Source organism: Bacillus sp. NPDC077411 (assembly GCF_044543425.1).
Lineage (GTDB): Bacteria > Bacillota > Bacilli > Bacillales > Bacillaceae_G > Bacillus_A > Bacillus_A bruguierae.
In genome coordinates this window covers 114,940-139,284 of record NZ_JBITWA010000003.1, presented here as the reverse complement: position 1 = coordinate 139,284, position 24,345 = coordinate 114,940, and the positions used below count along the sequence as shown (strand labels likewise).

Genomic DNA, 24,345 nt, shown 5'->3' with positions numbered 1-24,345 from the left:
TATTTAGCAATTAAATTTACACTTTTGATAATATCAGTTTATCACTAATTTGTCCTAACGGTTTCTTGAAGTTTTTCCATTATCCTTGATAAAGCTAAAATTGAATTTGTTGTTTCAAGTTCTCCAACATTTAAGGAATGATTTGCATTTTGAATTACAGCAACTTTTAAATTCGCTTTACTTAATTGGTCAATTTGATTTGCATTGTAATAATGATCTTTATCCCCGATAACGAAAAGACCTTGATGATGACTATTCAAGATTGAGTCAAAGATTGAATCAAAATTTATTAGAGGAGTAAATAAAATCATTTTTGACTTTAGGAATTCTTCTCTCTTCATTAAGTCATTCGCGATTGGTATTGTTCCGAGTGATTTTCCTAAAAAAATAGAATTGTTATATTGTCCACTTTTTAAAACATCGAAAATCACAGGATTAATATCATCCATCATTATTTTTGTTATCTTTTCAATATTATTTTTCGTTGGTTGCTCATTATAGGAGTAATGGATCTGGACAATATCAATTTTATTTTGGAGCATTGCCATTGTCGCGTAATAAAACAATGGTTTATCGTAATTGTAACCTGAACCTGAAAACATAAAGCAAATCGTTTTGGAACCCCTTTCTATATGTGTATAACGAATCACTTTGTCGTTTGTTTGTATCTCCTTTTTATTCCCTTTCATCATTGCTCCCTCCGAAACTTTTATAATTCCATAACATAAATTACCGTTTTTTTTGAAAATTGTCCTCTTTACAACAGGATGATTTATCGGAAATACATTTTATCCTGTATGTCAAAAACCTTTTTATCGATTCAAACATTGTGAGTATCTGCTTTCTTGTTTATCGGTTGATTATAACCATGCATCCATATCCTCAAAAGTTACTAATTAATCTATATCTTCTATGGAATAGAAGCTTAGTTCAATACCATCTACACAATCATATTTTTGATTTAATCTGTGTTCTATTTTTTTCACCCAATTTAACTGTATTTTATTAGGGCGTTGCTTGGTAACCGCTATTGTATCTAAATCAGCCACACCTTCAATGCCTATCCCTTTTGGAATTGATCCTCTTATGTATACACTATGTAAATCATCTTTGAGATAGGTAGAATAAGCATGAATCACATCATGTATTACAGGTAAAAAAATAGGATTGATTTTCTTCTTATCCGACTGGTTGATCATATATCCATCTTTATCTGTAATACATAAGCTTCCGATTTCTTTAATAGTAGTCATTACACCGCCCCTTATTACCTATAATTGCTGCAATGAAGATAAAAATGGACCTACACCTCGCTGCCTTTCTTTGTTTTCAAACCTTGCACGTGGTAGGAAAAGGCCCTGACCGCTACTATATAAATCCAACTTGACTTTCCAACACACAAGTCGCCGCCATGCCAAGCAAAAAATAACCTGTTACTTTCTTTCTCTCTTTGTTTGAACTTCGCATGTGGAGGAAAAAGGCCCTGACCGCTTCTACGCATGGCCAGACGCTCTCGACCATCTAAAAAGAAAAGGGGTTTATGTCAGGTTTTTAATTTGGATTTATATATAATAGCCAGTCCCTCTCGCCCACTTAAAAAAATGCTTTTCTGCCTTTTTTCATAAAGTAGTTGAGTAGTTACAAAAAAGAGAAGATAACTTTCGTCACCTTCCCTTTTACATACAGTGTAAATATTTATACTAATCTAGAAACTACTAAACTATTGTTCATTTAAAATCATTGACATCTAAACTTAGTTAGAAACCTTAGACTCTTCTAATTTCTCACGAAGAACCATTTGTAAGATACCGCCGTGACGGTAGTAGTCGATTTCTACTTCGCTGTCGAAACGTGCTACAACTTCAAATTGTTTTTTGTTTCCTTCTGAGTCAGTCGCAACTACTTTTACAAGGTCGCGTGGTTTTACTGTTTTATCAACTTGAATTTCAAATGATTCTTGACCAGTAAGACCTAATGTTTCTGCACTTTCGCCATCTTTAAATTGCAGTGGTAATACACCCATTAATACAAGGTTACTGCGGTGGATACGCTCGAAGCTTTCTGCGATAACTGCTTTAATGCCTAATAGGTTTGTACCTTTTGCAGCCCAGTCACGTGAGCTTCCCATACCGTAGTCTTTACCAGCGATAACAAGAAGACCTGTGCCGTCTTGTTTGTATTTCATTGCTGCATCATAGATAGATGTCACTTCGCCTGTTGGCCAGTACGTTGTGAATCCACCTTCTGTGCCAGGTGCGATTTGGTTTTTAATGCGGATGTTCGCAAATGTACCACGCATCATAACTTCATGGTTACCACGGCGAGAACCGTAAGAGTTGAAGTCAACTGGCTGTACGCCATTTTCTAATAAGTAACGGCCTGCTGGTGTATTTTTACCGATAGATCCTGCTGGTGAAATGTGGTCTGTTGTTACAGAATCGCCAAATTTACCAACTACGCGCAGTCCTGAAAGTGTTTCTACTTCACCTGGCTCTTTAGATAATCCTTCAAAGAACGGTGGGTTTTGGATATATGTTGAGTCATTATCCCAAGTATATAACGCTTCGTTTGAAGTTTGGATTTCGTTCCAGCGTTCGTTGCTGTTAAATACTTGTGCATATTCTTTCTTAAACAGTTCAGATGTTACAACGTTTTGTACAACTTCTTCGATTTCTGCCGCTGTTGGCCAAATGTCGTTAAAGTAAATTGGGTTGCCGTTTGCATCGTTACCGATTGCATCATTTTTCAAGTCGATATCTACTGTACCAGCAAGTGCGTATGCAACTACAAGCGGTGGTGATGCTAAGTAGTTTGCTTTTACAAGCGGATGGATACGACCTTCAAAATTACGGTTACCAGATAATACAGATGTTACTAATAAGTCATTTGCAGCAATTGATTCTTCTAATTCTGGTGCTAATGGACCAGAGTTACCGATACAAGTTGTACAACCATAACCTACTGTTTGGAAACCTAATTGATCTAAATAAGTTGTTAATCCAGACTTATCTAAGTATTCAGTAACAACTTTAGATCCTGGTGCTAATGATGTTTTTACATAACCAGGTACTTTAAGTCCTTTTTCAATTGCTTTTTTCGCAACTAAACCTGCACCAATTAATACATATGGGTTAGATGTATTTGTACAGCTTGTAATCGCAGCAATTGCAATTGCACCTGTGTTCATCGTTACTTCTTCATCTTGTAATACTACTTTCACTTCTTTATCAAATTCTTGATCTGAGAAGCCAAATCCTTGGTTACCAACTGGTGCCACAACAGCTTTACGGAACTCATCTCTCATACCAGAAAGAGGAATTAAGTCTTGTGGACGTTTCGGACCAGAAAGGTTAGACTCGATTGTATTTAAATCAACTTCAACAAGATCTGTATAAGTTGGATCTTGACTATCAGCTGTATAGAATAAGCCGTTTGCTTTACAATATTCTTCAACGATACGAATTTGTTCTTCGCTTCTTCCTGTTAAACGTAGGTAATCTAATGAAATATCATCGATTGGGAAGAATCCGCAAGTCGCGCCGTACTCTGGTGCCATGTTAGAAATTGTTGCACGGTCAGCTAATGGCATGCTTTGTAAACCGCTACCGAAGAATTCAACGAATTTTCCAACTACACCTTTTTGACGTAATACTTGTGTTACTTTTAATGCAACGTCTGTTGCTGTTGTACCACTTGGAAGTGTACCTGTTAATTTCACACCGATTACTTCTGGTACTGGGAAGTATGAAGGCTGTCCAAGCATTCCAGCTTCTGCTTCAATACCGCCAACGCCCCATCCAAGAACGCCGATACCGTTAATCATTGTTGTATGAGAATCTGTTCCTACTAATGAATCTGGGTATGCAACAAGTTCGCCTTCAGCATTTTTCACTGCATGAACAACTGGCGCTAAATACTCAAGGTTTACTTGGTGAACGATACCTGTTGCTGGTGGAACTGCACGATAGTTATCAAATGATTTTTGTGCCCAGCTTAAAAATTTATAACGTTCTTCATTACGTTTAAACTCTAAGTCCATATTAAATTGAAGTGCATCTGATGTACCTGCTCTATCAACCTGTACAGAGTGGTCAATAACAAGATCAACTGTAATCTCTGGATTGATTTTATCAGGATCTCCACCCATATCTGCCATTGCTTTACGAAGAGAAGCTAAATCAACAACAGCTGGAACTCCTGTAAAGTCTTGTAAAATAACGCGAGATGGTTTAAACGGTACATCGATATCTTGAATATCTTTCGTTCCCCACTTCGCTAAATTTTCAACATGTTCTTCTTTAATAACACGGCCATCAACTTGACGAAGTACTGACTCAAGTAATACCTTAACCGAATAAGGTAATTTAGAAACATTACCTACCCCTGCATTTTCAAGCGCTTTCAAACTATAATAGTGATACGTGTTTCCATCTACTACAAATGTTGCGCGAGTGTTAAATGGATTGTGTTTTACCATTATGGTTACCCCCCTGTTAAACGTGACTGAAATTGTCTGAATATAAAATGTAGACGAATTTTTCAATACCTTACGATAATATATTATTACAACTTAATGGATAAGTAAATAATAAGAAACTTATAGTTTCCCATAAGTTTTCTTTATACCTTCGTTGTTGTATAATAATTTTCTCGTTAACAGATACTATTCCTGTAAAGTGAAACTTCTTTTTAAAAGATATTTTACTTTATAAATAAGTGGAACAATTCAAGTTCTTATAGCCAATTAGGGGGAATAGTAATGGGAAAGCGTAAAGCAAATCATGTCATTCCTGGAATGAATGCCGCCTCTGCACAAGGACAAGGTACAGGATACAATGAGGAATTTTCGAATGAGCCATTAACACCTGCACAACGCCAAAACAATAAAAAACGTAAAAAGAATCAATAATTCAAAATCCCAAAAGATAATCTTTTGGGATTTTTCAATGCTTGTACTTTAATAACTCTGACACTTTCACAAATCGATATCCTTGTTTTTGTAACGCTGGTAAAATTTCTTTTAATGCTTCAACAGTTTGGCTTCTATCGGTTCCGCCATCATGCAGTAAAACAATATCACCACTTCTTGCATTGTTTAGAACATGCTTTACAATTTTATCTTTTCCAGGATTAGACCAATCCTTTGGGTCTTGATGCCAAGACCATAATACGATTTGATATCCTGCTTCTGTCGCTGTTTTAAACACCGATTCATTAATATAACCACCAGGCGGACGGAAAAGGAGTGGTTTCTCTACCCACTTTTCCAAATATTTTTTCCCCTCTAGAATATCATTTTCAAGCTTTTGGCCTGTTGCACTGCGTGCATACAAATGGTTCATCGTATGATTCCCAATTTCATGACCATCTTTTAATACTTGTTCGATTAAATATGGATTACGCTGAATTCTGAAGCCAATCATAAAGAAGGTTGCTTCAGCGTGGTATTCGCGTAATGTTTTTAAAATTTGCGGTGTATATGTAGGATCCGGACCATCATCGAAAGTAATTGCTATTATTTTTTCATTCGTTGGTACTTCCCACGTTACAAAGCCAGTTGGCTCTAACTCTTTTCTCATTAACATTTTTGCATCAACTTTTTCAATTCCCATCAAGCTTAACACTATGATTAGACAACTGATTATAATGCGGTTCGTTTTTTTAATCATTATTATCCCTTTTTATGTGAAAAGGCTGCTGAGGACACTCAACAACCTATTAATCACGTGCTTCCTCCACATTTTGCATAATATGTTGCAACTCTTGCTCATATTGCTGTAATTGCGTTCGCTGCGTTTCAGAAGCGACTTCTAATGCATTTTGGATTTGTTCATATGCTTCTTGCACTTCTTGACGTAAATGTTTTAAGTCCTGGGCATAATTTGGATCGTTTTTCACAATGTTTTGATATAAATTTTCTGCATCTTCCGTTCCTTGCTGCGCAGCTTGAAATGCTTGTTGTTTATCCTTGTGGTACGGCATAATCATTCCCCTTTCTGTCTTTACTCTCCATTATCTTTTACCTTTTTCTCAAAAAACATTCTCGTATAAATTTATGAAGTTCTCTCATCCTAATATAAAGCGAAACTTTAAGCTGAAGTGCTCTTTCTCAGCTGATTCGTTTCGCTAATCAAGCTCTACCGTTTATCCAATTCATCACTGGAGCTTAATAAAAAGAGGGGTATTATAAATGGAAAAAAACAACAGCAAATCCATTCGTAAAAATTCACCGCAAGGACAAGTTTCTGGAGGACAACCAGAACCATTAAGCGGATCACACAAAGTAAAAAACCGTAAGCATTCACGCCAAAAAAACCATGCTCACCACGACATGTAAAAAATAGACAGTGCATGTGCACTGTCTATTTATCATATATTTATACTATCTCCTCTTCTTTTTTAAGCACATTTCCTCTTTCCTTTTCACCTCTATTTTCAAAGTGAATATCGTATTATGAATGAACTTTTACGGAGGTTTTCTTACAATGGGCAAGAAAAAGAAAAAAGACTGCCTTTTTCATGTTGATGGCTTTGAAGAATGGATGAATCAATTTTGCTCCGATTTATACGCAAACTCCCCCTCTCCAAACGGTATTCACGTTGACCTTTTTGAAACAGAACAAGAATATATTTTAGAAGCTGATATCCCGAACGTAGTTGAGCAAAATATTCTTATTAAAAAGATGGAGACAGGCCTACAAATTAGTGTATCTAGTAATAATTCTGCATTGCAGCATATGATTTTCTTACCAGCCAATATTATATATAAAAAAATGTTAGCCTATCTTGAAAATGGCCTTCTTGCCATTCACATTTCTAAAACAGAAGCGGCGCAATTAACAGAACGAACCGTTCTCCTTACAAAATAATCGTATACAAATTTTCCAAGTAATATAAGAAATACCCTTTCTTTAACTAAAATGATGTATACGAAAAAAAGGTGGCTGACTACAATCATCCACCTTTTTCTTTCAAAACCTTATTCCTACATGTAAACTCACATTACATTTGTACTGCTCATGTTTTCTTCTATCGTTCTTTTACGAAGCAAACTTCTTGTTAATAAAAGAATCGGAAATGCAAACATTGAAAGAGTCGCCAAAATTGTAAAAATCACAAAACCACTCTGATAACCGTAATAATCTAACAGAGCTCCTCCAAACCATGGTCCAATAACAGCACCAATTCCAGAGAACCCCATCGCACCGAAATAAGTTCCCTTTAAATTTGAAGCTGCAATTTGATCAATAAACACATCTGTCATGGAAAACATTAGTACTTCTCCAATTGTAAATATGATTGTACAAACGAAAACAGCCCACATTGATCCTGCAAATCCAAATCCACATAATCCCGCACTAACAAGTAGTGTACCGATCATAATTGATACAAGCGGTGTATACCTTTTACAAGCTTGCACGATTGGATACTGGACGATAACGACAGTAACTGCATTTAATGTTAATGCGTAAGAAAACAACGTCACTCCATTTTCAAATACATGGGAGTTCGCGAAATATTGAGAAAGCGTTGATGAAAATTGCGCATATCCTGCTGTACTAATAATAATTCCAATTAACGCAACTAAAAAGACAATGTCTTTTCTTATAATGTGCAAAGAATCTATAAAAGTAGCTGCCTTTTTCTCTTCCTTTTTTCCTTCTTCAATGTGATACTTTCGGAACTGTACTACAAGCACAATTGCATATAGAATATACACAACAGCTGTTATAAAAAATGGCATTGTTGATTTTGCACTGCCAAGCTGAAGACCAATAAGCGGTCCGATTGCAAATCCGACATTAATCGCACCATAGCGCAAGTTAAACACCATTAAGCGATGCTCTGGCTTTGTTAAATCGGATAATAAAGCACGAGACGTTGGTTCAAAAAATGAACGGCACATCCCATTTAGTGCATTTAGCAGGAAAAATGCAACAACATGCTCCGCAAATCCAAATCCAATGAAGACAAGAATCCAAACAAAAATAGAGGCTAACATAATCTTCTTTCGCCCATAACGATCTGATAAATTTCCGCCAATAAAACTTGCGAATACACCAACTAATGCGCTCGTTCCAATAATAGCTCCTGCAACTCCAGCTGATATTCCTTTTGCAGTCGTCAAATAAATTGCTAAAAATGGAATGCTCATCGATGTTGCAAATCTTGCAAATAATGTTCCAATAATGATATTCATCCCGATTGGATGAATGTTCCTTAACTTCTCCTTCATCTCTTTCACCTTCTCTATATCTAAATGCAAAGAAAAAGAAAGCTGAAAAGCAGCTTCCTTTGAAAACATAATTTTCGTTTTCTTAAACACGAGCTGTTCGTTTCAGCTCCATATCAATACCATATGTAAACTGTAATTCTTTTAATACTTCCTCTACTGTAATATTCACATTATGTTTATTATTAAATTCTGCTACACAATTCTCTACTTCTTCATGTGTATAAGCATATTCCCCAGAAATGAAACTTTTCATATCAAAACAATCATTAATACAAAGTTGAATTAGGAGCTGATCATACATAGAAACTATATCTTCTTTTTTCCAAAATAATTCTTTCACATATAATCGATCAAATGTTACACTTTCACGGTTACATTCTTTTAAATGACGGGTCATTTCATGCAATTCTCGGTATAGTTCAGAAATACTTGTGTTTAGATGAATCAGTTTGCGTACGCCATTTTCATACAACATATCATCCACCCCCGTTATGTTCCTTTTTCTCATTATAGCAAGAAAATTCCAAAAAGGAGAATTTTTCTTATGAAATATTAGGAAAATTAATACGTATTGTTTTACAATAGAACTATATTTGTCCATTTTAATTTTTCTACATATAACTCGCTGCTATGTAGAATACAAAAGGACCGCTACTTGCTTTCTCCTTTTGTTTTAAACCTTGCCTGTGGCAGAAAAAAGGCCCTGACCGCTTCTATGCATGGCCAGATGCTCTCGCCTACCTAAAAAGAAAGAGGGTTTTTATCTCGATTTTTTATTTTGTATTTATATAGCTAAGTTTGAAAGGAGTAAGATCGTGAATCACAAATTATTTTATGCAGATTCATATTTACAAACATTTACAGCTCAAATCACAAAACAAGTATGTGACAAAGACGACAAAGTCTATGTTGTATTAACACAAACAGCGTTTTATCCAACGGGCGGTGGTCAGCCACATGATACAGGGTATTTAAATCAAATTCCTGTTATAAATGTAGAAGAAATAGATGGAGAAATTCGTCATTACATTACTGAAGAGATACATGCAGATGAAGTAACGGGACATGTTTCTTGGAAACGTCGTTTCGATCATATGCAGCAACATGCTGGGCAACATATTTTGTCCGCTATATTTTGGGATCACTTCAACATTCCAACAATCGGTTTTCACTTAGGAAGAGAAATCGTAACAATTGATTTAGAAACTTCTGACCTTTCTTTCGAAACGGCTGAAGAAGCTGCAAATCTTGCTAATCAAATTGTACTTGAAAACCGTCCAATTACAGTTCAGTGGGTAGATCTAGAAGAAGCAAAGCAACTTCCTTTACGCAAGGAACCAACAGTGACAGAAAATATTCGTGTTGTTATTATTGAAAATCTTGATTATAACGGATGTGGTGGTACACATCCAAAACAAACTGGTGAAGTCGGCCCGGTTCAAATCATCAATTGGGAGCGTCATAAAGGAAACATTCGTCTTACATTTGTTTGCGGCTGGCGTACAATTGAACTGATGCAGCGTAATCAAGCTCTCGTAAAAGGCGCAGCACAGCAGTTACAAAGTAAAGAGGACGATATTCCAAACAAAATAAAGCAGCTCCTTTTCACTCAAAAAGAAACTGAGAAAGCGTTGCAAGCAGTCAACGAAAAACTCATTCTTGTAGAAGCAAATGAATTGTTACAGCAAGCAGAAAAAACTTCATTTGGGAAACAAATTGCCGTTAACTTTACAAATCGTTCTATGCAGGAACTTGCAAAATTAGCAGCTATCCTTACAGAAAAAGATGAATATGCCATTACATATTTTGTTACACAAAACGGCGAAAACTTACAATGCATTTGTGCATGTGGTCAAGCCGTTAAGCTAAATATGAATACCCTTTTAAAAGCAGCCCTTCCTCTTATAGAAGGAAAAGGTGGCGGGAATCCAAAAAGCGCACGCGGCGGCGGTAAAGCAACTGTTACAGGCAAAGCATTTTTATCACACCTTATTCATATACAAAAAGAAACACAAGAAACATAAATCGTTTCTTGTGTTTCTTTTATATGTGAAGACTCTTCTCTTTCAGAATATGAAGTAACTGATGATAAGAATCAATATAATAATCTGCGTTTTGAAAAGCACATGTTGTGATTCCCAGTTTTGTAGCCGGTATAATGTCTAACGCACGATCTCCCACAACAAAATTAATAGAGTGTTTCTTTTGCATATGGATATATGCTTCTGGATTCGGCTTTTTAGGAAATCCATCTTCCCACCCAATAATTTCAGAAAAGTAGTGTAGAATCAACAATACATTTTAACACTGCATTTAATTATATTTCTATTAAAACCCTTCGTTTCTCCTAGCCTTTAAAGAGATTTCAATGATCATATCCAATAGCTTGCTATAAGAGATTCCCACCGCATGAGCGCTTTTCGGCAGTAAGCTATTTTTTGTCATCCCCGGCAATGTATTAACCTCCATGACATATGGGATTCCATCTTTTATAATCATATCAACTCTAGCATAAACACTGCATTTTAATGCTTTATAGCAGGCCATTGCAGCCTCGGCGACACGCTTTTGAGTTGTGACCGGAAGTTCTACAATCTCTTCAATCGTAGCCGCATCATCGTATTTCGCATGATAGTCAAAGAACTCAGCCACATGTTGAATTGAAATAATCGGTAAAAGTTTTCCGTCCAAAATGGAACAGGTAATTTCTTCACCCTTTATATATTTTTCAATTACGATTTCAGAATCCCATTTCAGTACATCTTCAAGCGAGGATAGTAAAGAGTCCTGATCGTATACGATCTTTACCCCTACACTGGAACCACCCGAATTAGGTTTTACCACTAACGGATACCCCATTTTTTCAATTTCATCAAGCTGAAGTTCTTCCATATTCGAAAGATGAATCCAATCCGGGGTTTGAATTCCTTCATAACGAATCAATTTTTTCGACATATTTTTATCCATACAAATACCGCTTGATAACATGACACTTCCGGTATATGGAATGCCGAGCGTTTCCAATGTACCTTGAATCGTACCATCCTCCCCATATTCTCCGTGAAGCGCTAACAAGGCAATATCGATATTCCTTACCTTTTCAATTAGCTCTTTTTTGTTATTTAGTTGAATAGGCACAATTTCGTACTTACTTTTATCCAAATGGGCAATCATTTCTTCCCCAGTCATGAGGGATACTTGTTTTTCGGAGGACACGCCTCCCATAATTACGCCAACTCTCACTTTTTTCAACTCCCATTTTCATTTTTCAATGTATCTCCAATTATCTTAATTCCCTTAAGAATATCCGCTTCTTTTAACCGAGAGAATCCTAATCGAAACGTATTACTTCCCCTTCCATCCGTGTAAAAGACGTCTCCAGGAGAAAAAACAACTCCCTTTTCATAGCATTTTTCCAAAAGTGTACGCGAATTCATTCCTTTTGCTAACTCTATAAAAAGATGAAGTCCGCCATCCCCTGTCATTCTTTGAAAAGGAATGTATTGATTGCAAGCATGAAAGGCTAGTTCATATTTTTTCTTATAAACTGACTTGGCCTTTTTTAAATATTTTTCAAAATAACCATCATGCAAATATTGATAAAGCACTGCCTGATCCAGCGTGGATGTATGAATCGTTCGTGCCCTTTTCACACTTTCCAAACAATGGATTAATTCCTTATCTGCTAAAATCCAACCAACACGTAATCCCGGAAAAAGAATTTTTGAAAAACTGCTGATATAGATCACATTGTTGCCTGATCCGGCGAAAGTCAATAACGGTGCTAAATGGGAACCTGAATAACGTAATTCCTCATTAAATCCATCTTCCACAATAGGAATTTGATATTTTGAAAAAAGTTTCATGATTTCAGTTCTTTTTTCCGAGGACGTGACAATCCCGGTCGGATTATGATAGGACGGGATTAAGTATGCAAAATCAAAATCCATTTCGGATAAAATCTTCTCAACTTCACAAATATCGATACCATCATCCTTCATTTCAATCCCGTAGATATCAAGTCCATATAATCGAAAAAGCTTTAATGCGGCATGATGGGTAGGATTTTCGCAAATAATACGCCCAGATTTTTTAGCTAAGGAAGACAACAAAATATCCAGACCCTCGGTGAAGCCATTTGTGATCAGAATATCCTTATTGGAAATATCTACGCCTTTCATTTCCATATAGTGAAGAAGGTAATCAATTAGGGGTTTATAGCCTTTTGCATATCCGTAGTTCAAAACGATATCTCCTTCAATAGACATTCGGGTCAGAAAAGCCCTTTTAAAATTTTCAACATCAAAAAGCTTTTCGTCTGGGGCAATGCTATTGAATGAAATCATGCCTTTTTTCCAGCGAACACCGTGCTTCATTAAATCTAATTCATCAGCTAGCAAGGTAACTTCATTGACCTTTTCTTTCCAGTTTAATTCGATGGATGGAGTTTTGGCTGTTTTGACTTTCCCTACAAAATTTCCTTTTCCCTTTATTGCATAGATTAGACCTTCTTGTTCTAAATCTGCGTAAGCAGTGAGTACAGTATTTCTGCTGATCAATAGTAATTTACTAAGTTCTCGGGTAGATGGAAGCTTCTGGTGCTCCAGCAGGTGTCCTTTCATAATCATTTTTTTTAAATAATCCTTTAATTGAATATAAACAGGACGATTATCCACAAGCTTAAAATCATTAAACACTTCCTTGACCCCCTTGCTATCATTTTTGCATAACTATATCTATCCCAAAAGGTCCACAACATAGGTATTTTCTTTAACCAGTGGTATGGTTTTAGGCACTAATTTTATCCTCGTTCTCTCCTAAAAAATATTTGCGACTTTCTCTCCATTATAGTACTTTTTCATAAGATCAATAATTTGTGCTTGAAATAAATGTGCTAAATGCTTATCAATATTAGAAAATCCTAACTTTTATATAGAAATCCCCACTGTTCTCACTCCTAAAAAACAAAACATCCGTTCACTTATTTTAATAATAAGCAAACGGATGTTGAACTTCCATATTTAAACAAATCTATTATTCGTAAACACTTCCATCAGTGATCGTTTTCTTCATCCTTCACTGATGAAAATCTCGCCTAATCGGGCTTTTACTGGCAATTATCCTCCGCCTATCTTCCTCGTCTCTCTTTGAATCTTGAGGTGGGGCTCTTACTACGCCAAAATAGCGGGGTAAAAATGAGTAACATAATATGCGCCTAAAATTTCTACGTTTCTACTTTTTCAAACAAAAGTGCAACTCCAATCCCTCCGCCAATACCTAACGTTGCAATCACGTATTTCACCTGTTCTCTTTGCACTTGATAAAATAACCTTGTCACAAGCATTGCTCCCGATGCACCGTATGGATGTCCAACAGCAATCGCTCCGCCGTTTACATTTAATTTTTCATAAGGGATGTTTAACTCGCGCGCACATGCAACTATTTTGGAAGCAAACGCTTCATTCATTTCAATATAATCAATATCTTCCATTGTGAGATTCATCTGTTGTAATAATTTTTGCACCGCAAATATCGGCCCACTACCGGGAAAATGAGGATCTACGCCAGAAACGGCACTATATACAAATCGTAGTACCGGTTTATAACCAAGCTTTTCAGCTTGCATTTCATTCATAATAAGAAGTGCACACGCTCCGTCGTTCACTCCACATGAATTACCTGCCGTCACTGTCCCCTCTTGTAAAAAGGCAGGGCGTGTTCGTTTTATCATTCTTTCATAATTCATACAATGTTTAATCGTTTCGTCTACTGCATTGTGAGAAACTGGTACAATTTCTTCTCGTAAATATCCTTTTTCTAATGCTGCTAATGTTCGTTTATAGCTTAGACATGCATATGTATCTTGCATCTCCCTTGTAATTCCGTAACGCTTCGCTACATACTCTGCAGCAACTCCCATATCAGGATCACCAATATGCTCAGGTGAGAAACGAGCTCGCTTTTCAAATCGTGAGGTACTTACACTTTCGGCTCCACCTGCAATGTAACAAGTTCCCGCTCCGCCCTGAATCAGATGACATGCCAACCGAATTGCTTCCAGTCCTGCCCCGCACTGGCGATCAATCGTCACCCCGGGTACTTCATATGGGAGACCGGCCTCTAATGCTGACAGCCGAGCTACATTCCCACCAGGCCCGACAACATTTCCGAATATAACATCATCGATTTCTTTTTCGATACCTTTACTTATATATGTAAGTAAAGGAGCTGCTAATTTTTCAACAGAATAATCTTTAAACATGCCATTTATCTTTCCAATTGGAGTGCGTTTTGCTTCAACAATTACTGCTCTATTCATACATAAACCCCTGCTTTTCAAGCATTTCTTTTACTTCTGCCCGTGCAACTTTCCCACTGCTTGTATGAGGAATTACATCTACAAAATACCATTCTGTCGGAATTTTATAGGAAGATAACCTTCCCAAACAAAGTTGCTTCAGTTCCTTTTTTGATACCACTCCTTTAACTAGTGCTACCGGTTTTTCTCCCCAATACATATCTTTCTTACCAACAACAACTACTTCATCTACATTTGGATGCATCTGCAATACACATTCAATTTCTTCAGGGAAAATGTTGATTCCACCATAAATAATCATATTTTTTTCTCGTCCTACAATATATAAAAAACCATCTTCATCAACATAACCCACATCATGAACTGTCATCCATCCATCACTCGTTACGTGAGAAATTGGTACATGATCTATTATATACCCCATAAAAAACTGCTCACTCTTCACATAAATTGTGCCGACTGTTCCTTTCTCTACTTCTTGTTCGTCCCCATTGCGAATACTAATCTTTACATTATGACATGGTCTTCCAACTGAAGATGGTTTATGTTCATTATCATGATGGGATAGTGCTGTAACAAAACTTAATTCAGACGCTCCATAAAATTCATATCGCTTTGCATTCGGAAAGACCTGTTTTATTTTTCGCTTTGCTTCAGCTTCCCATTTTGCACCTGATGAAACAATCTTTATCTCCTGTTCTATCATTCTTTCTTCTTTGTATAGAGACTCTAGCATCGTTGGAACTGTATACATAACAGAAATAGATTCCTTCTCTAATATTGAAAGAACACGGTTTGGAATGAATTTTTCTGTCATGTATATCGTTTGTCCTAAAAATAAAGCGCTCATTGCACCGTATAAAAAGAGAGAGTGTACAAACGTTCCCGTAAGCAATACTGTCTCATCTTTTTTCATATGAAAATCATGAACATTACAAGCAAAGCTTTCTACCCATGATTGTTGTGAACGGAGAAACGCTTTTGCTTTTCCAGTTGATCCTGATGTGAATCCCATATAAAAAGGTAACTCTCCCACCTTTTCTATATCATTTACTGTAATAGAAGTGTTTGTTATTCTATCAGACCACGCACTGATAGAAAATAGTTTACTATTTGTTTTGGGCAATTGATTACGTTTATGCTGTGCTACAACTATAATAGAAGGCTGTACGATTTGTAGTCGTTCCTCAAGTTCATGAATACTCCACTTTAGATCAAGTGGGACACAAATCCAACCTGCCATAGCAGATCCAGCAAAAATTTGTAAAAATCCCACGCTATTATCAAGTAAAATCGCAATCTTTTTATTACTTAATTCTTCCTCATGAAGCCAATTTGCAACTTGACAAACAGACTTATACCATTCTTTATATGTAACGCTTCTATCTTTTGTTTTTATTGCAGTTTTGTTCGATCGATAATGTGCATGTGCTGCATAAGATTTTGTAATTCCCACCTATTTCACTTCCTTTTCTATAACAAAAAGAAACACGTTTTAACGTGTTTCAGAATTTGTATGATAAATTGTTCGTTTCAATGAACGTTGTAATCTCGTTACAAGAATTGTCGCAAATACAGCCTTCAATATATCTCCCGGTAAGAACACAACACTTAATTTCACTGCTTTTACTACACTTATATCCATCACAAAGGCTTGTACGATAACACCAAAGAAATATACAACAAAAATACCACCAATAATATTAATTAAAAATAATTTCAGAAATGATACGTTGCGAAGACGTTCTGCGAAATATCCAATAACAAATGCTCCGATTACATATCCCATTAAATAACCAGCACTCGGTCCCACAAAAACTGAAAATCCACCGCGGCCTCCAGCTAACAACGGTGCACCCGCTGCTACAACAAGTAAAAATACGAATTGGCTAAGAGCCCCTAGACGAGATCCTAACAAACCGCCCGCAAGCATGACACCAAGTGATTGTAATGTAATCGGTACAGGTGTAAATGATAAAGCAATTGGCGGTATAAGTCCTAACACTGCCATAATGGCACTAAATAAAGCGACAAAAACTAAATTTCTTGTATCCATATTATGTTTTCTCCTGTTTGTAAACTATAAATTAAAATAAGGTAACATATCACATGTGATATGTTACCTTGCTCTTTCTATATTGTCAACCAAAACTCAATCGAAGTTTACAATCACTATTCAATTTTCTATATAATATTGCTCCAGCTCTTTTCGAAGCGCTTGCTTTAAAAACTTCCCAACTGAAGTTTTCGGAATTTCTTTCAGAAAGACAATCTCATCTGGTAGCCACCACTTTGCAAATTGTGGTTTTAAAAAATCATATAATTCTTCCTTTGTAACAGATTGACCTTGTTTTACAACAACACATGCAACAGGACGCTCTTGCCACTGTTTATGCGGCACTGCAACAACAGCCGCTTCAAATATTGCTTCATGTGCCATTAAAGCATTTTCTAAATCAACAGATGAAATCCATTCTCCCCCGCTTTTAATTACATCTTTCGTTCGATCGACAATCTTAATACACCCTTCTTCATCAACCGTAACGACATCTCCTGTATATAACCATCCATCTCGAAATCCCTCTGCTGTTCGCTCGTCTTTATAATAACTTGCCGCAATCCAAGGAGCACGTAAGCATAGCTCGCCCATTTCTTGTCCGTCCCATGCTACATCTCCGTTTTCTCCAACAACTTTCATTTCAACACCAGGTACTAAATAACCTTGCTTCGCACGTATCGTAAGTTGTTCTTCATATGGTAGTTCACGTTCATAACTTTTCAAACGCGCAAGCGTGACAAGCGGACTTGTTTCTGTCATTCCATATGCATGCACAAATGGGACATTGTATTTTTGTTCGAAAGCTGCAATCACACTTTTCGGCGCAGCTGCACCGCCGCATAAAATTCGTTTCATATTTGATAGATCATAACGATTCTTTTCTAATTCTTGCAGCACACCAAGCCAAATTGTTGGCACACCGGCTGCCAATGTTACTTTTTCTTCCTGCATCATTTCTAATAAAATTTTCGGTGTAAACATCGGTCCAGGAAGAACTTGCTTTGATCCAAACCATGTTGCTGCAAACGGTAATCCCCAAGCGTTTACATGAAACATAGGAACAACCGGCATAGCAGCATCACTTTCAGAAAGTGCCGCTGTATCTGCAAGCCCAAGCGTCATACTATGCAAAACAGTACTGCGATGTGTATATACGACGCCTTTCGGATTGCCTGTTGTAGCTGATGTATAGCACATACCAGCCGGCATATTTTCATCAATATCTTTTAAAAATGAAAAATTAGGATTCCCTTCTTCAAGAAGTTGTTCGTAGTGGTATACAAATTGAAGCGAAGTTTCAGGAAGCTCTTTTTTATCGGTCATGATGATATAAGCTTGTACAGTTGATAATTCCTCTTGCATTTTCTCAACAACCGGTACCATATCTTCATCAATGAGTAAAATGCGGTCTTCTGCATGGTTAATAATATAAGAAATATGCTGCGGAGATAAACGAATGTTAATCGTATGCAATACAGCACCAATACTAGGAATCGCAAAATATGCTTCTACATGACGATGGTGATTCCATGCTAATGTGCCAACACGTTCTCCTTGCTTCACACCTAATTTTTGCAGCGCGCTAGACAAACGTCTCGTTCGCTCACCTAACTCCTTATACGTTAACCGTGTAATTGTGCTATGTGTACGAGAAATAATTTCTTTCTTCGGGAATAACTTCTCTGCTCTTTCGATCATCGAACTAATTGTTAATGGCACATCCATCATCATATTTCTTCTCCCCCTTATAAAAACGCTTTCATTTTTAGATATTACAAAAGGACTTATTAACAGTTCATTATGCTGTCATAAGTATAAAAATTGAAAGTTATTTTGTCAATATTTTTAGAAAATTTAGATAAATATTTATATATTTTTAATTTTTCTTTTTAAATAAAGCACTGCCAAACATTCATGTTGATATTGACTAAAAGAGAGCCACCATAGAGCCAAGAACTAGGGAATCATTCTTGGGTATGCAACTACGAACGGAGTCCACGAAAGACTGAGGCTAGGCAACCAGGGCTTTTTTTAAGCCCCCGCTTCAAAACGTGTTAGCGTTTAAGTGGTGGGTAGTTGACTACGAAGGTCTTCTTCTCATCCATTGCGTCGCAACCCATTTTTCACCTTTGATAACAGGTGCACTGCCATGTAAAGTGAGTTTGTTTAATGATGCATCCTGATAAAAATATTCGAAATATACCGCCATTCCTTTTTTCGGAGATACAGAAAGGTTGAGTTTGGGAAAGAAAGTCTCTCCGCCTTCTTCTACATGATTTAAGTACATGACAAGGGTACTCATCCGATTGTTATTTGCTGCTGCACTGTTTTCTGCGAAAAAATCATAATGCGCTTTATATTCTTGGCCAACTGTATACTTTAAAATCTGTAACCCTTCTCCATGTTCAATAGGAACATTCATGATCGAAGCAATTCGTCTTTCGATTCTAGTAGTGACCTCACTTTCTTCTAAAAACGTACCACTACTCGTCCGAATGTCATTTGTTTTGCGCGAAACACCAATTTTAGAACGTTTCATTTTATTTTTGGACATTTGCATTAACATTTCACACTCTTCATCACTTAATACATTTGCTAACACGACAATAAGAGGCTCTTCTAATCTTGAAATAATTTGGATTTCTCTATCTTCTGTTACAATTGTGTTTCCAATGTGGTTAAAAATCGTGAGTTCCTTATTTTCAACTATTTGATTTTCCGTTGTCATGTTCCCCATCTCCCTTAAAAATGATTGGATAGTATAAATATATCATATTTTTCTTTCTATTCAGTTTTTTTAAAATTAAAACAAGGACTATTCCGTTGTATTTTAACCATTGTCATAAAAAACCTCGATTCACTTTGGAATCGAGGTTCATAATTTTTCTCTCTATCTCATGTTGTGTTAAGAAGAGTAGGGTTCTAAACCAGTAGACCTACACTGGTAAAAACCGCACTCTCGAAGAATTTGGAGTCAAAATGGGCATACCTCTAGATGATTAAGAGAGTAGAAGAAAAGAAGAGTAATTCACTCTATTACTCTCCCTTTTGTACATCATATTCCTCTCGCAAAATCGAATATATTTTCGTATCTCGATATGCTCCCTTCACAAACATATCTTTTCGTAACGTTCCCTCATATTGCATTCCTAAACGTTTCATCACTCGTTCGGATTGTACATTACTAGCATGACATCTTGCTTCAATACGATTTAGCTGTAAGATTTCAAATCCATAACGGATACATGCCTTTGCTGCTTCTGTCGCAATGCCTTGTCCCCAATAGTTTGGCGATAATGCATAAGCCAGCTCTGCCTTATGATGATTCTTGTCATACTCGATAAAACCACACGTCCCAATCATCTTTTTTTCCTTTTTCAGTTCTATTCCGTAAGCCGCCATTTCTCCTTTTTCGTATTGATCTAAGATTGACTGAACAAACATTTTTGAATCTTGTAGTGTCTCATGCGGATACCATACTGTATATGTTGCAATTTCTGAATTTGAAGCATATTCAAATACATCATCAGCATCTTCTATTGTTAACGGCCGTAAACATAATCGTTCTGTAATGAGTGCTGGATATTTTTCTGCAATCTTTTCATATTCCATTCATATCATTTCCTTTCTACATTTCTACTTAAAATGCTGTGTAATTACTCCTTTACCGCCCTCCACTTCAACCTCTGCAAATGCCCCGTTTATAAATGTAATTTGCGGAGGCCTATGACCACAGTCTACATCGTAAATAATTGGAATTTGCAACTCATTAGCTAATTCTGTATATACATCTTCAGCGGTATATTCATTCACTGGATGATTTGCAGCACTGCGGCCAAATAAAATACCTGAACAATTTTCAAACCAACCAGCCAGTTTCATTTGAACCAATGAACGTCGTAAATCAGTAGTCGTTAACTCACAATTTTCAAAATACCAAATGAACGGATCGTTATTACAATGCTTCTTCCTAAACTCTTGCACGTTACCAAATGGCGTGCCAATGAGGTGTCTAATCACATCAATACATCCGCCAAGCAATCGACCTGTAATACTCACATTCCCATTCGAAATTGTTTTCCAATTTGTATCTTCTGTTAAGTGAAACACACATGGCGATGGATTATTATGTTGCCATTTCGCTTGATATTTCTCTGAAGAATACTGAGTGATTGAATCCCCTACTTCCGTTGATAATACACTTTGCCACATTGCTGTTGTATGATCGGAATATTCGCCTCTTACATCTACGAAATTTGTTCCGTGAGCAGTCGCTATTCCTATTTTTAACGTTATCGCTAATAATAAAACACTCGTATCCGAGTATCCCAATACCCATTTCTTATTTATTTTTTCAAAATCAATTTCTTCTAGTATTTCAATTAATAGTTCACCACCCCAAGGAGGAATGATGATATTAATGTTCTCATCTTGCATCATTTCCATAAATTCATTTGCTCTTTTGTTCGCACTAGAAGACTTAGCTTTCTCTTGCGTCCAAACTGTTTCTCCGCAGACGACTGTATAACCTTTTCTTTCCATACTTTCACAGGATTGTTTGAACATATTATGTAAGGCAGAATTTACACCAGAAGAAGGTGCCGTTACCCCAATTGTTGCTCCTTTTTGCAAAAACGGATATTGTATCATATGTATTTCTCCATTCTTTTCTATATATTTAGATTTATATTCGTTAAACTACTATTGAAACCCTTCATTTCAAGCAATCAAAACTGCTTATACGAAGGCGATTTGGACAAAGATGCTATAATATTTTATCCCCTTCATAATATATGAAGGGGATTTCTATTTCCTTCTTTTAATTCAAGGGTAAACGATAAATATTGCCAGCAACTTCATTATAAAACGAATATATATCACTAATCCCTAACGTATCTGCAAGATCAATTCCAATAAAATCGAGATGATCCCAATTATATTTTGTCGCCGTATAATTCCAAACACCTTTTTGAGCATTTCCTGCATACAGCTGATTTCGCTGCCCTATCGGATATTGTGACGAAACAACACTAACAAGGCCATCATTTGGCCACCAATTTCCATTAATAAACGGCTCTGCATATCCTCGTGTAAACTTGCCAATATGTAAGCCAGACAAATACATAAGTGGATTCATCGTCAACAAAGGTACAGAATGCCCTGTCAGTAGTGATCGATACGTCGCATCTCCTGTATAAGAAAAGTAATATACATCATCGTATGTTTTTACCCATTGATTAAGCTCTTTAGAGCCCGCTGTCGTTAAATCGTAAGCACTGACATCTTTACTTTTCCAAACGGAACTATTAAGCATTCGATCTGCATATTGTAAAAAGCTCTCTCCTTGTTTTCGCTTTAATCCCCATTGTTCCAGTTTAAAGTCATAGCCAAATGTTTCTGGATTACTGCCTGATAAACTAGCAATCTTTAATACAAATTCTTTAATAAACGAAGACATCGTTTCTTCATCTGCAAACGTAGAACCGTTATGCGGCGTACCGATACTTGTTACACTACGTACCCAATCTTTATTCCCTTCAAATAAAGGCGATATCCCTATCTCAGGATGTTGTTTATAATACTCTCGTTCTTCTAAACTTCCCTCTTTTAATAGCTGTAATAATACTCTTGCTGTCTGACCACCCATGCTATGTCCAACGAAATGAACTTTATGTTGATTATCCCATTGGCTATATGCCCCCGAATATGTTTTTCCATAACGGGCATGTCCATGTGCTCTCGCATGAGCTTCTCCGTAATCAACTGTTCCACCTTTTAAATAAGAATATAGCTCTGTTGCACGATCCCAGTTGCTTGAGAGTGGTCCAATAGAAGCTGTATATGTTTTATACCCTTGTCGATTCAAGTTTGTCTCGATGTCTTTGAAACCACCCCAATACTTAAAGCCAAATAATTCATCACGGCCCCAACCACCTAAACCATGAATAAGAATAATCGGTTCTTTTTGATTTTGTTCCTCTGCTTTTAATTCAAGCGGCGACCAAAGTAAACCAATAATAAGTAACATAGAAAGCATTGCATTTACATATCTCCTCATAAAAAACCTCCTTTGTTTTAATTAATTTTACTGAATTTTCTGTTATTTTTGAAGACATGAAAATTTTTCTCAACAATTGCTGTCATATGTGTTAACTAAAAGAGGGTTTTTATATTCTTCTTTGACTAAATATCTCATTCCATTTACAATAAACTTCATAAAATGGATTTTATTTCATTTCCTAATTTGTATGTACGTGACTTTTTATCCCTCATTAACAGGCAGTAAGACCCCCTCCTTAAAATTTAGGGAGAAGCGTTGTCCAGCTCGTCCCCCTCCGACGAGGCGCTTCCGCTTTTCTAAAGAAGATAGGTGAGGGACAACTGCCCGTAAAGCCCGATTAGTTCAATTAACCATCAGTGGAGGATGGAGCCCCCCTACTGATGGAAGTTTCACTTTATATGATTTAGAAAGGTGGTGTATTTAAATGACACCAGATAAAGTTCCCTGTTAAGCCCGTGGTCCTCCTTGATCATCTATATATTATCTCACTCAATATTTTTATAAAAAAGGAGAAATGTATATGATGGGTCCAGGAAAGGTTACAAGAGAAGAAAGAATAAAAATCGCTTATACGATAGCAAATCAAATATTAGAAAAATATGGTTCAGAAGTTAAAGCTATTGGTATATACGGTTCTTTAGCTAGAAAAGCAGATGGTCCATTTTCAGATATCGAAATGAAATGTATTTTAAATTCTTTAGAAGATAGCTATAGCTATGAATGGACAGCAGGTGATTGGAAGGCAGAAGTAAACTTTGATAGTGAAGAAGATATTGTAGAAGAAGCCACTACAATAGAAGAAGATTGGCCACTTACTCATGGACAATTCTTCACGATACTACCAATATATGATCCTGAAGAATTTTTCCAAGAGTTAAGACAAAAAGCAAGTTCTGTAGATCACACAATTTTTAAAAAAGCGATTTGTAAAACACTAGTTGAAGAAATGTACGAATACATTGGGAAATTAAGAAATATAGAAATTCAAGGACCTGAAACGTTCTTACCTACTTTGGCTATAAAAATAGCAACTGCAGGTGCGATGATTTTAGGATTACACAACAAACGATATTTTACGACATCAGCTCAAGTATTACCTGAGGCTAGAGCTTTTACAGATAAGCCAGAAGGATTTGATGCACTTTGTGAAATGGTGATGTCAGGATATCTTTCCGAACCTAAACAAATTATGAATGTCTGTGAAAACTTTTGGAAGGGTTTATTAAGTTGGTCAGCTAAAAATGGTTATGTGATAAAATGTTCAAATGATATACCTTTTATTTGATAATTCATTAATTTTTCAACAAAAGCACTCTATATAAACACAAATTAAAAAATCGACATAAAAACTCTCTTTCTTTTTAGGTGAGCGAGAGCATCTGGTTATGCATAGAAACGGTCGGGGCCTTTTCCTACCACATGCAAGGTTTAAAACAAAAGGAGAAAGCAAGTAGCGGTCATGCTGTATTCTGCATAGCCGCTACTTATAAAGAAAAGCGGAAGCGGCTCGCTCAGAACAAGAGGGGGATGGAGCTTCTGACATAGAGGCGCTTTTTGCCTCGGCGGAAGACGCGAAGCCACCGACTGTTCTAGCCGCTGGAGCTGGATTATAAAGAAAAGCGGAGCCGACTGTTTAGGCCCGTTGGCTAAGGTTCTTTCACACAGAAGGT

General features: G+C 36.5%; 23 protein-coding genes. 5 read left to right on the top strand and 18 right to left on the bottom strand.

The window, feature by feature from the left end; genetic code table 11:
* Positions 1 to 44 precede the first annotated feature (44 nt).
* The 3 genes from ACIGHG_RS06310 to acnA all read right to left on the bottom strand — a co-directional run bounded on the left by ACIGHG_RS06310 (position 45) and on the right by acnA (position 4,477).
* Positions 45 to 689 (bottom strand): alpha/beta family hydrolase, encoded by a 645-nt coding sequence (locus ACIGHG_RS06310; RefSeq protein WP_396547768.1) that lies wholly within the window; start codon positions 687 to 689, stop codon positions 45 to 47.
* Positions 690 to 896: 207 nt separating this feature from the next.
* Positions 897 to 1,253: a hypothetical protein gene (locus ACIGHG_RS06305; RefSeq protein ID WP_396547620.1), complete on the bottom strand. Its 357-nt coding sequence runs from the start codon at positions 1,251 to 1,253 to the stop codon at positions 897 to 899.
* Positions 1,254 to 1,753: 500 nt separating this feature from the next.
* Positions 1,754 to 4,477, bottom strand: a complete 2,724-nt coding sequence (gene acnA, locus ACIGHG_RS06300; RefSeq protein ID WP_336472481.1) for an aconitate hydratase AcnA — start codon at positions 4,475 to 4,477, stop codon at positions 1,754 to 1,756.
* 282 nt (positions 4,478 to 4,759) lie between these two features.
* On the opposite strand from acnA, the gene sspO reads away from it, so the two are divergent.
* The gene (gene sspO / locus ACIGHG_RS06295; RefSeq protein WP_020063103.1) at positions 4,760 to 4,909 is read left to right on the top strand and encodes a small acid-soluble spore protein O; all 150 of its coding nucleotides are present in this window, start codon (positions 4,760 to 4,762) and stop codon (positions 4,907 to 4,909) included.
* A 34-nt stretch (positions 4,910 to 4,943) separates the two neighbouring features.
* Here sspO and ACIGHG_RS06290 read toward each other — a convergent pair whose 3' ends face one another.
* Positions 4,944 to 5,612 (bottom strand): polysaccharide deacetylase family protein, encoded by a 669-nt coding sequence (locus tag ACIGHG_RS06290; RefSeq protein WP_396547766.1) that lies wholly within the window; start codon positions 5,610 to 5,612, stop codon positions 4,944 to 4,946.
* Between the two features lie 106 nt (positions 5,613 to 5,718).
* The gene (locus tag ACIGHG_RS06285) at positions 5,719 to 5,982 is read right to left on the bottom strand and encodes a hypothetical protein (RefSeq protein ID WP_090913231.1); all 264 of its coding nucleotides are present in this window, start codon (positions 5,980 to 5,982) and stop codon (positions 5,719 to 5,721) included.
* A 208-nt stretch (positions 5,983 to 6,190) separates the two neighbouring features.
* On the opposite strand from ACIGHG_RS06285, the gene ACIGHG_RS06280 reads away from it, so the two are divergent.
* Together ACIGHG_RS06280 and ACIGHG_RS06275 are read left to right on the top strand one after the other, a co-directional pair.
* Complete coding sequence (locus ACIGHG_RS06280) at positions 6,191 to 6,337, top strand: small acid-soluble spore protein P (protein WP_020063100.1); 147 nt, start codon at positions 6,191 to 6,193, stop codon at positions 6,335 to 6,337.
* Positions 6,338 to 6,485: 148 nt separating this feature from the next.
* On the top strand, positions 6,486 to 6,869 hold the full coding sequence (locus ACIGHG_RS06275; protein ID WP_336472479.1) for an Hsp20/alpha crystallin family protein: 384 nt from the start codon (positions 6,486 to 6,488) through the stop codon (positions 6,867 to 6,869).
* Between the two features lie 128 nt (positions 6,870 to 6,997).
* Here the strand turns inward: ACIGHG_RS06275 and ACIGHG_RS06270 are convergent, their stop codons facing one another.
* Together ACIGHG_RS06270 and ACIGHG_RS06265 are read right to left on the bottom strand one after the other, a co-directional pair.
* A complete protein-coding gene (locus ACIGHG_RS06270; RefSeq protein WP_336472478.1) occupies positions 6,998 to 8,236 on the bottom strand; it encodes an MDR family MFS transporter in 1,239 nt (412 codons plus the stop codon).
* Between the two features lie 82 nt (positions 8,237 to 8,318).
* Positions 8,319 to 8,711, bottom strand: coding sequence for a hypothetical protein (locus ACIGHG_RS06265; protein ID WP_336472477.1), 393 nt, complete (start codon positions 8,709 to 8,711; stop codon positions 8,319 to 8,321).
* Between the two features lie 340 nt (positions 8,712 to 9,051).
* On the opposite strand from ACIGHG_RS06265, the gene ACIGHG_RS06260 reads away from it, so the two are divergent.
* On the top strand, positions 9,052 to 10,260 hold the full coding sequence (locus ACIGHG_RS06260; protein ID WP_396547617.1) for an alanyl-tRNA editing protein: 1,209 nt from the start codon (positions 9,052 to 9,054) through the stop codon (positions 10,258 to 10,260).
* Between the two features lie 19 nt (positions 10,261 to 10,279).
* On the opposite strand, the gene ACIGHG_RS06255 is transcribed toward ACIGHG_RS06260, so the two are convergent.
* From ACIGHG_RS06255 to ACIGHG_RS06205, 11 genes are all read right to left on the bottom strand, one after another.
* Positions 10,280 to 10,528 (bottom strand): HAD hydrolase-like protein, encoded by a 249-nt coding sequence (locus ACIGHG_RS06255; RefSeq protein WP_396547615.1) that lies wholly within the window; start codon positions 10,526 to 10,528, stop codon positions 10,280 to 10,282.
* A gap of 36 nt (positions 10,529 to 10,564) precedes the next feature.
* Complete coding sequence (locus tag ACIGHG_RS06250; protein WP_336472475.1) at positions 10,565 to 11,479, bottom strand: D-alanine--D-alanine ligase; 915 nt, start codon at positions 11,477 to 11,479, stop codon at positions 10,565 to 10,567.
* 5 nt (positions 11,480 to 11,484) lie between these two features.
* Complete coding sequence (gene pdxR, locus ACIGHG_RS06245) at positions 11,485 to 12,933, bottom strand: MocR-like pyridoxine biosynthesis transcription factor PdxR (RefSeq protein ID WP_336472474.1); 1,449 nt, start codon at positions 12,931 to 12,933, stop codon at positions 11,485 to 11,487.
* A 527-nt stretch (positions 12,934 to 13,460) separates the two neighbouring features.
* The gene (locus ACIGHG_RS06240) at positions 13,461 to 14,555 is read right to left on the bottom strand and encodes an acetyl-CoA C-acyltransferase (protein WP_336472473.1); all 1,095 of its coding nucleotides are present in this window, start codon (positions 14,553 to 14,555) and stop codon (positions 13,461 to 13,463) included.
* Entirely contained in the window at positions 14,548 to 16,011 is a 1,464-nt protein-coding gene (locus ACIGHG_RS06235; RefSeq protein WP_396547613.1) for an acyl-CoA synthetase, read from the bottom strand. Before ACIGHG_RS06235 ends, ACIGHG_RS06240 begins: the two co-directional genes overlap by 8 nt.
* Positions 16,012 to 16,050: 39 nt before the next feature.
* Positions 16,051 to 16,611 carry a biotin transporter BioY gene (locus ACIGHG_RS06230; protein ID WP_336472471.1) on the bottom strand — a complete coding sequence of 187 codons (561 nt, stop codon included), beginning with the start codon at positions 16,609 to 16,611 and terminating at the stop codon, positions 16,051 to 16,053.
* Between the two features lie 120 nt (positions 16,612 to 16,731).
* Positions 16,732 to 18,345 carry a long-chain fatty acid--CoA ligase gene (locus tag ACIGHG_RS06225; RefSeq protein WP_336472470.1) on the bottom strand — a complete coding sequence of 538 codons (1,614 nt, stop codon included), beginning with the start codon at positions 18,343 to 18,345 and terminating at the stop codon, positions 16,732 to 16,734.
* 349 nt (positions 18,346 to 18,694) lie between these two features.
* The gene (locus ACIGHG_RS06220; protein WP_336472469.1) at positions 18,695 to 19,342 is read right to left on the bottom strand and encodes a 2OG-Fe(II) oxygenase; all 648 of its coding nucleotides are present in this window, start codon (positions 19,340 to 19,342) and stop codon (positions 18,695 to 18,697) included.
* Between the two features lie 308 nt (positions 19,343 to 19,650).
* Positions 19,651 to 20,226, bottom strand: coding sequence for a GNAT family N-acetyltransferase (locus tag ACIGHG_RS06215; protein ID WP_336472468.1), 576 nt, complete (start codon positions 20,224 to 20,226; stop codon positions 19,651 to 19,653).
* A 24-nt stretch (positions 20,227 to 20,250) separates the two neighbouring features.
* Positions 20,251 to 21,264 carry a S66 family peptidase gene (locus tag ACIGHG_RS06210; RefSeq protein ID WP_336472467.1) on the bottom strand — a complete coding sequence of 338 codons (1,014 nt, stop codon included), beginning with the start codon at positions 21,262 to 21,264 and terminating at the stop codon, positions 20,251 to 20,253.
* Between the two features lie 169 nt (positions 21,265 to 21,433).
* A complete protein-coding gene (locus ACIGHG_RS06205) occupies positions 21,434 to 22,672 on the bottom strand; it encodes an esterase/lipase family protein (protein ID WP_396547610.1) in 1,239 nt (412 codons plus the stop codon).
* A gap of 523 nt (positions 22,673 to 23,195) precedes the next feature.
* Here ACIGHG_RS06205 and ACIGHG_RS06200 point away from each other — a divergent pair.
* Positions 23,196 to 23,960 carry an ANT(4')-I family aminoglycoside nucleotidyltransferase gene (locus tag ACIGHG_RS06200; RefSeq protein WP_413788883.1) on the top strand — a complete coding sequence of 255 codons (765 nt, stop codon included), beginning with the start codon at positions 23,196 to 23,198 and terminating at the stop codon, positions 23,958 to 23,960.
* Positions 23,961 to 24,345: the final 385 nt, after the last annotated feature.

Bases quoted from the DNA above. Each gene is read 5' to 3' on its own strand.
- ACIGHG_RS06310 (WP_396547768.1), bottom strand. From the start codon at position 689: ATGAAAGGGAATAAAAAGGAGATACAAACAAACGACAAAGTGATTCGT.
- ACIGHG_RS06305 (WP_396547620.1), bottom strand. From the start codon at position 1,253: ATGACTACTATTAAAGAAATCGGAAGCTTATGTATTACAGATAAAGAT.
- acnA (WP_336472481.1), bottom strand. From the start codon at position 4,477: ATGGTAAAACACAATCCATTTAACACTCGCGCAACATTTGTAGTAGAT.
- sspO (WP_020063103.1), top strand. From the start codon at position 4,760: ATGGGAAAGCGTAAAGCAAATCATGTCATTCCTGGAATGAATGCCGCC.
- ACIGHG_RS06290 (WP_396547766.1), bottom strand. From the start codon at position 5,612: ATGGGAATTGAAAAAGTTGATGCAAAAATGTTAATGAGAAAAGAGTTA.
- ACIGHG_RS06285 (WP_090913231.1), bottom strand. From the start codon at position 5,982: ATGCCGTACCACAAGGATAAACAACAAGCATTTCAAGCTGCGCAGCAA.
- ACIGHG_RS06280 (WP_020063100.1), top strand. From the start codon at position 6,191: ATGGAAAAAAACAACAGCAAATCCATTCGTAAAAATTCACCGCAAGGA.
- ACIGHG_RS06275 (WP_336472479.1), top strand. From the start codon at position 6,486: ATGGGCAAGAAAAAGAAAAAAGACTGCCTTTTTCATGTTGATGGCTTT.
- ACIGHG_RS06270 (WP_336472478.1), bottom strand. From the start codon at position 8,236: ATGAAGGAGAAGTTAAGGAACATTCATCCAATCGGGATGAATATCATT.
- ACIGHG_RS06265 (WP_336472477.1), bottom strand. From the start codon at position 8,711: ATGTTGTATGAAAATGGCGTACGCAAACTGATTCATCTAAACACAAGT.
- ACIGHG_RS06240 (WP_336472473.1), bottom strand. From the start codon at position 14,555: ATGAATAGAGCAGTAATTGTTGAAGCAAAACGCACTCCAATTGGAAAG.
- ACIGHG_RS06230 (WP_336472471.1), bottom strand. From the start codon at position 16,611: ATGGATACAAGAAATTTAGTTTTTGTCGCTTTATTTAGTGCCATTATG.
- ACIGHG_RS06225 (WP_336472470.1), bottom strand. From the start codon at position 18,345: ATGATGATGGATGTGCCATTAACAATTAGTTCGATGATCGAAAGAGCA.
- ACIGHG_RS06220 (WP_336472469.1), bottom strand. From the start codon at position 19,342: ATGACAACGGAAAATCAAATAGTTGAAAATAAGGAACTCACGATTTTT.
- ACIGHG_RS06215 (WP_336472468.1), bottom strand. From the start codon at position 20,226: ATGGAATATGAAAAGATTGCAGAAAAATATCCAGCACTCATTACAGAA.
- ACIGHG_RS06210 (WP_336472467.1), bottom strand. From the start codon at position 21,264: ATGATACAATATCCGTTTTTGCAAAAAGGAGCAACAATTGGGGTAACG.
- ACIGHG_RS06205 (WP_396547610.1), bottom strand. From the start codon at position 22,672: ATGAGGAGATATGTAAATGCAATGCTTTCTATGTTACTTATTATTGGT.
- ACIGHG_RS06200 (WP_413788883.1), top strand. From the start codon at position 23,196: ATGATGGGTCCAGGAAAGGTTACAAGAGAAGAAAGAATAAAAATCGCT.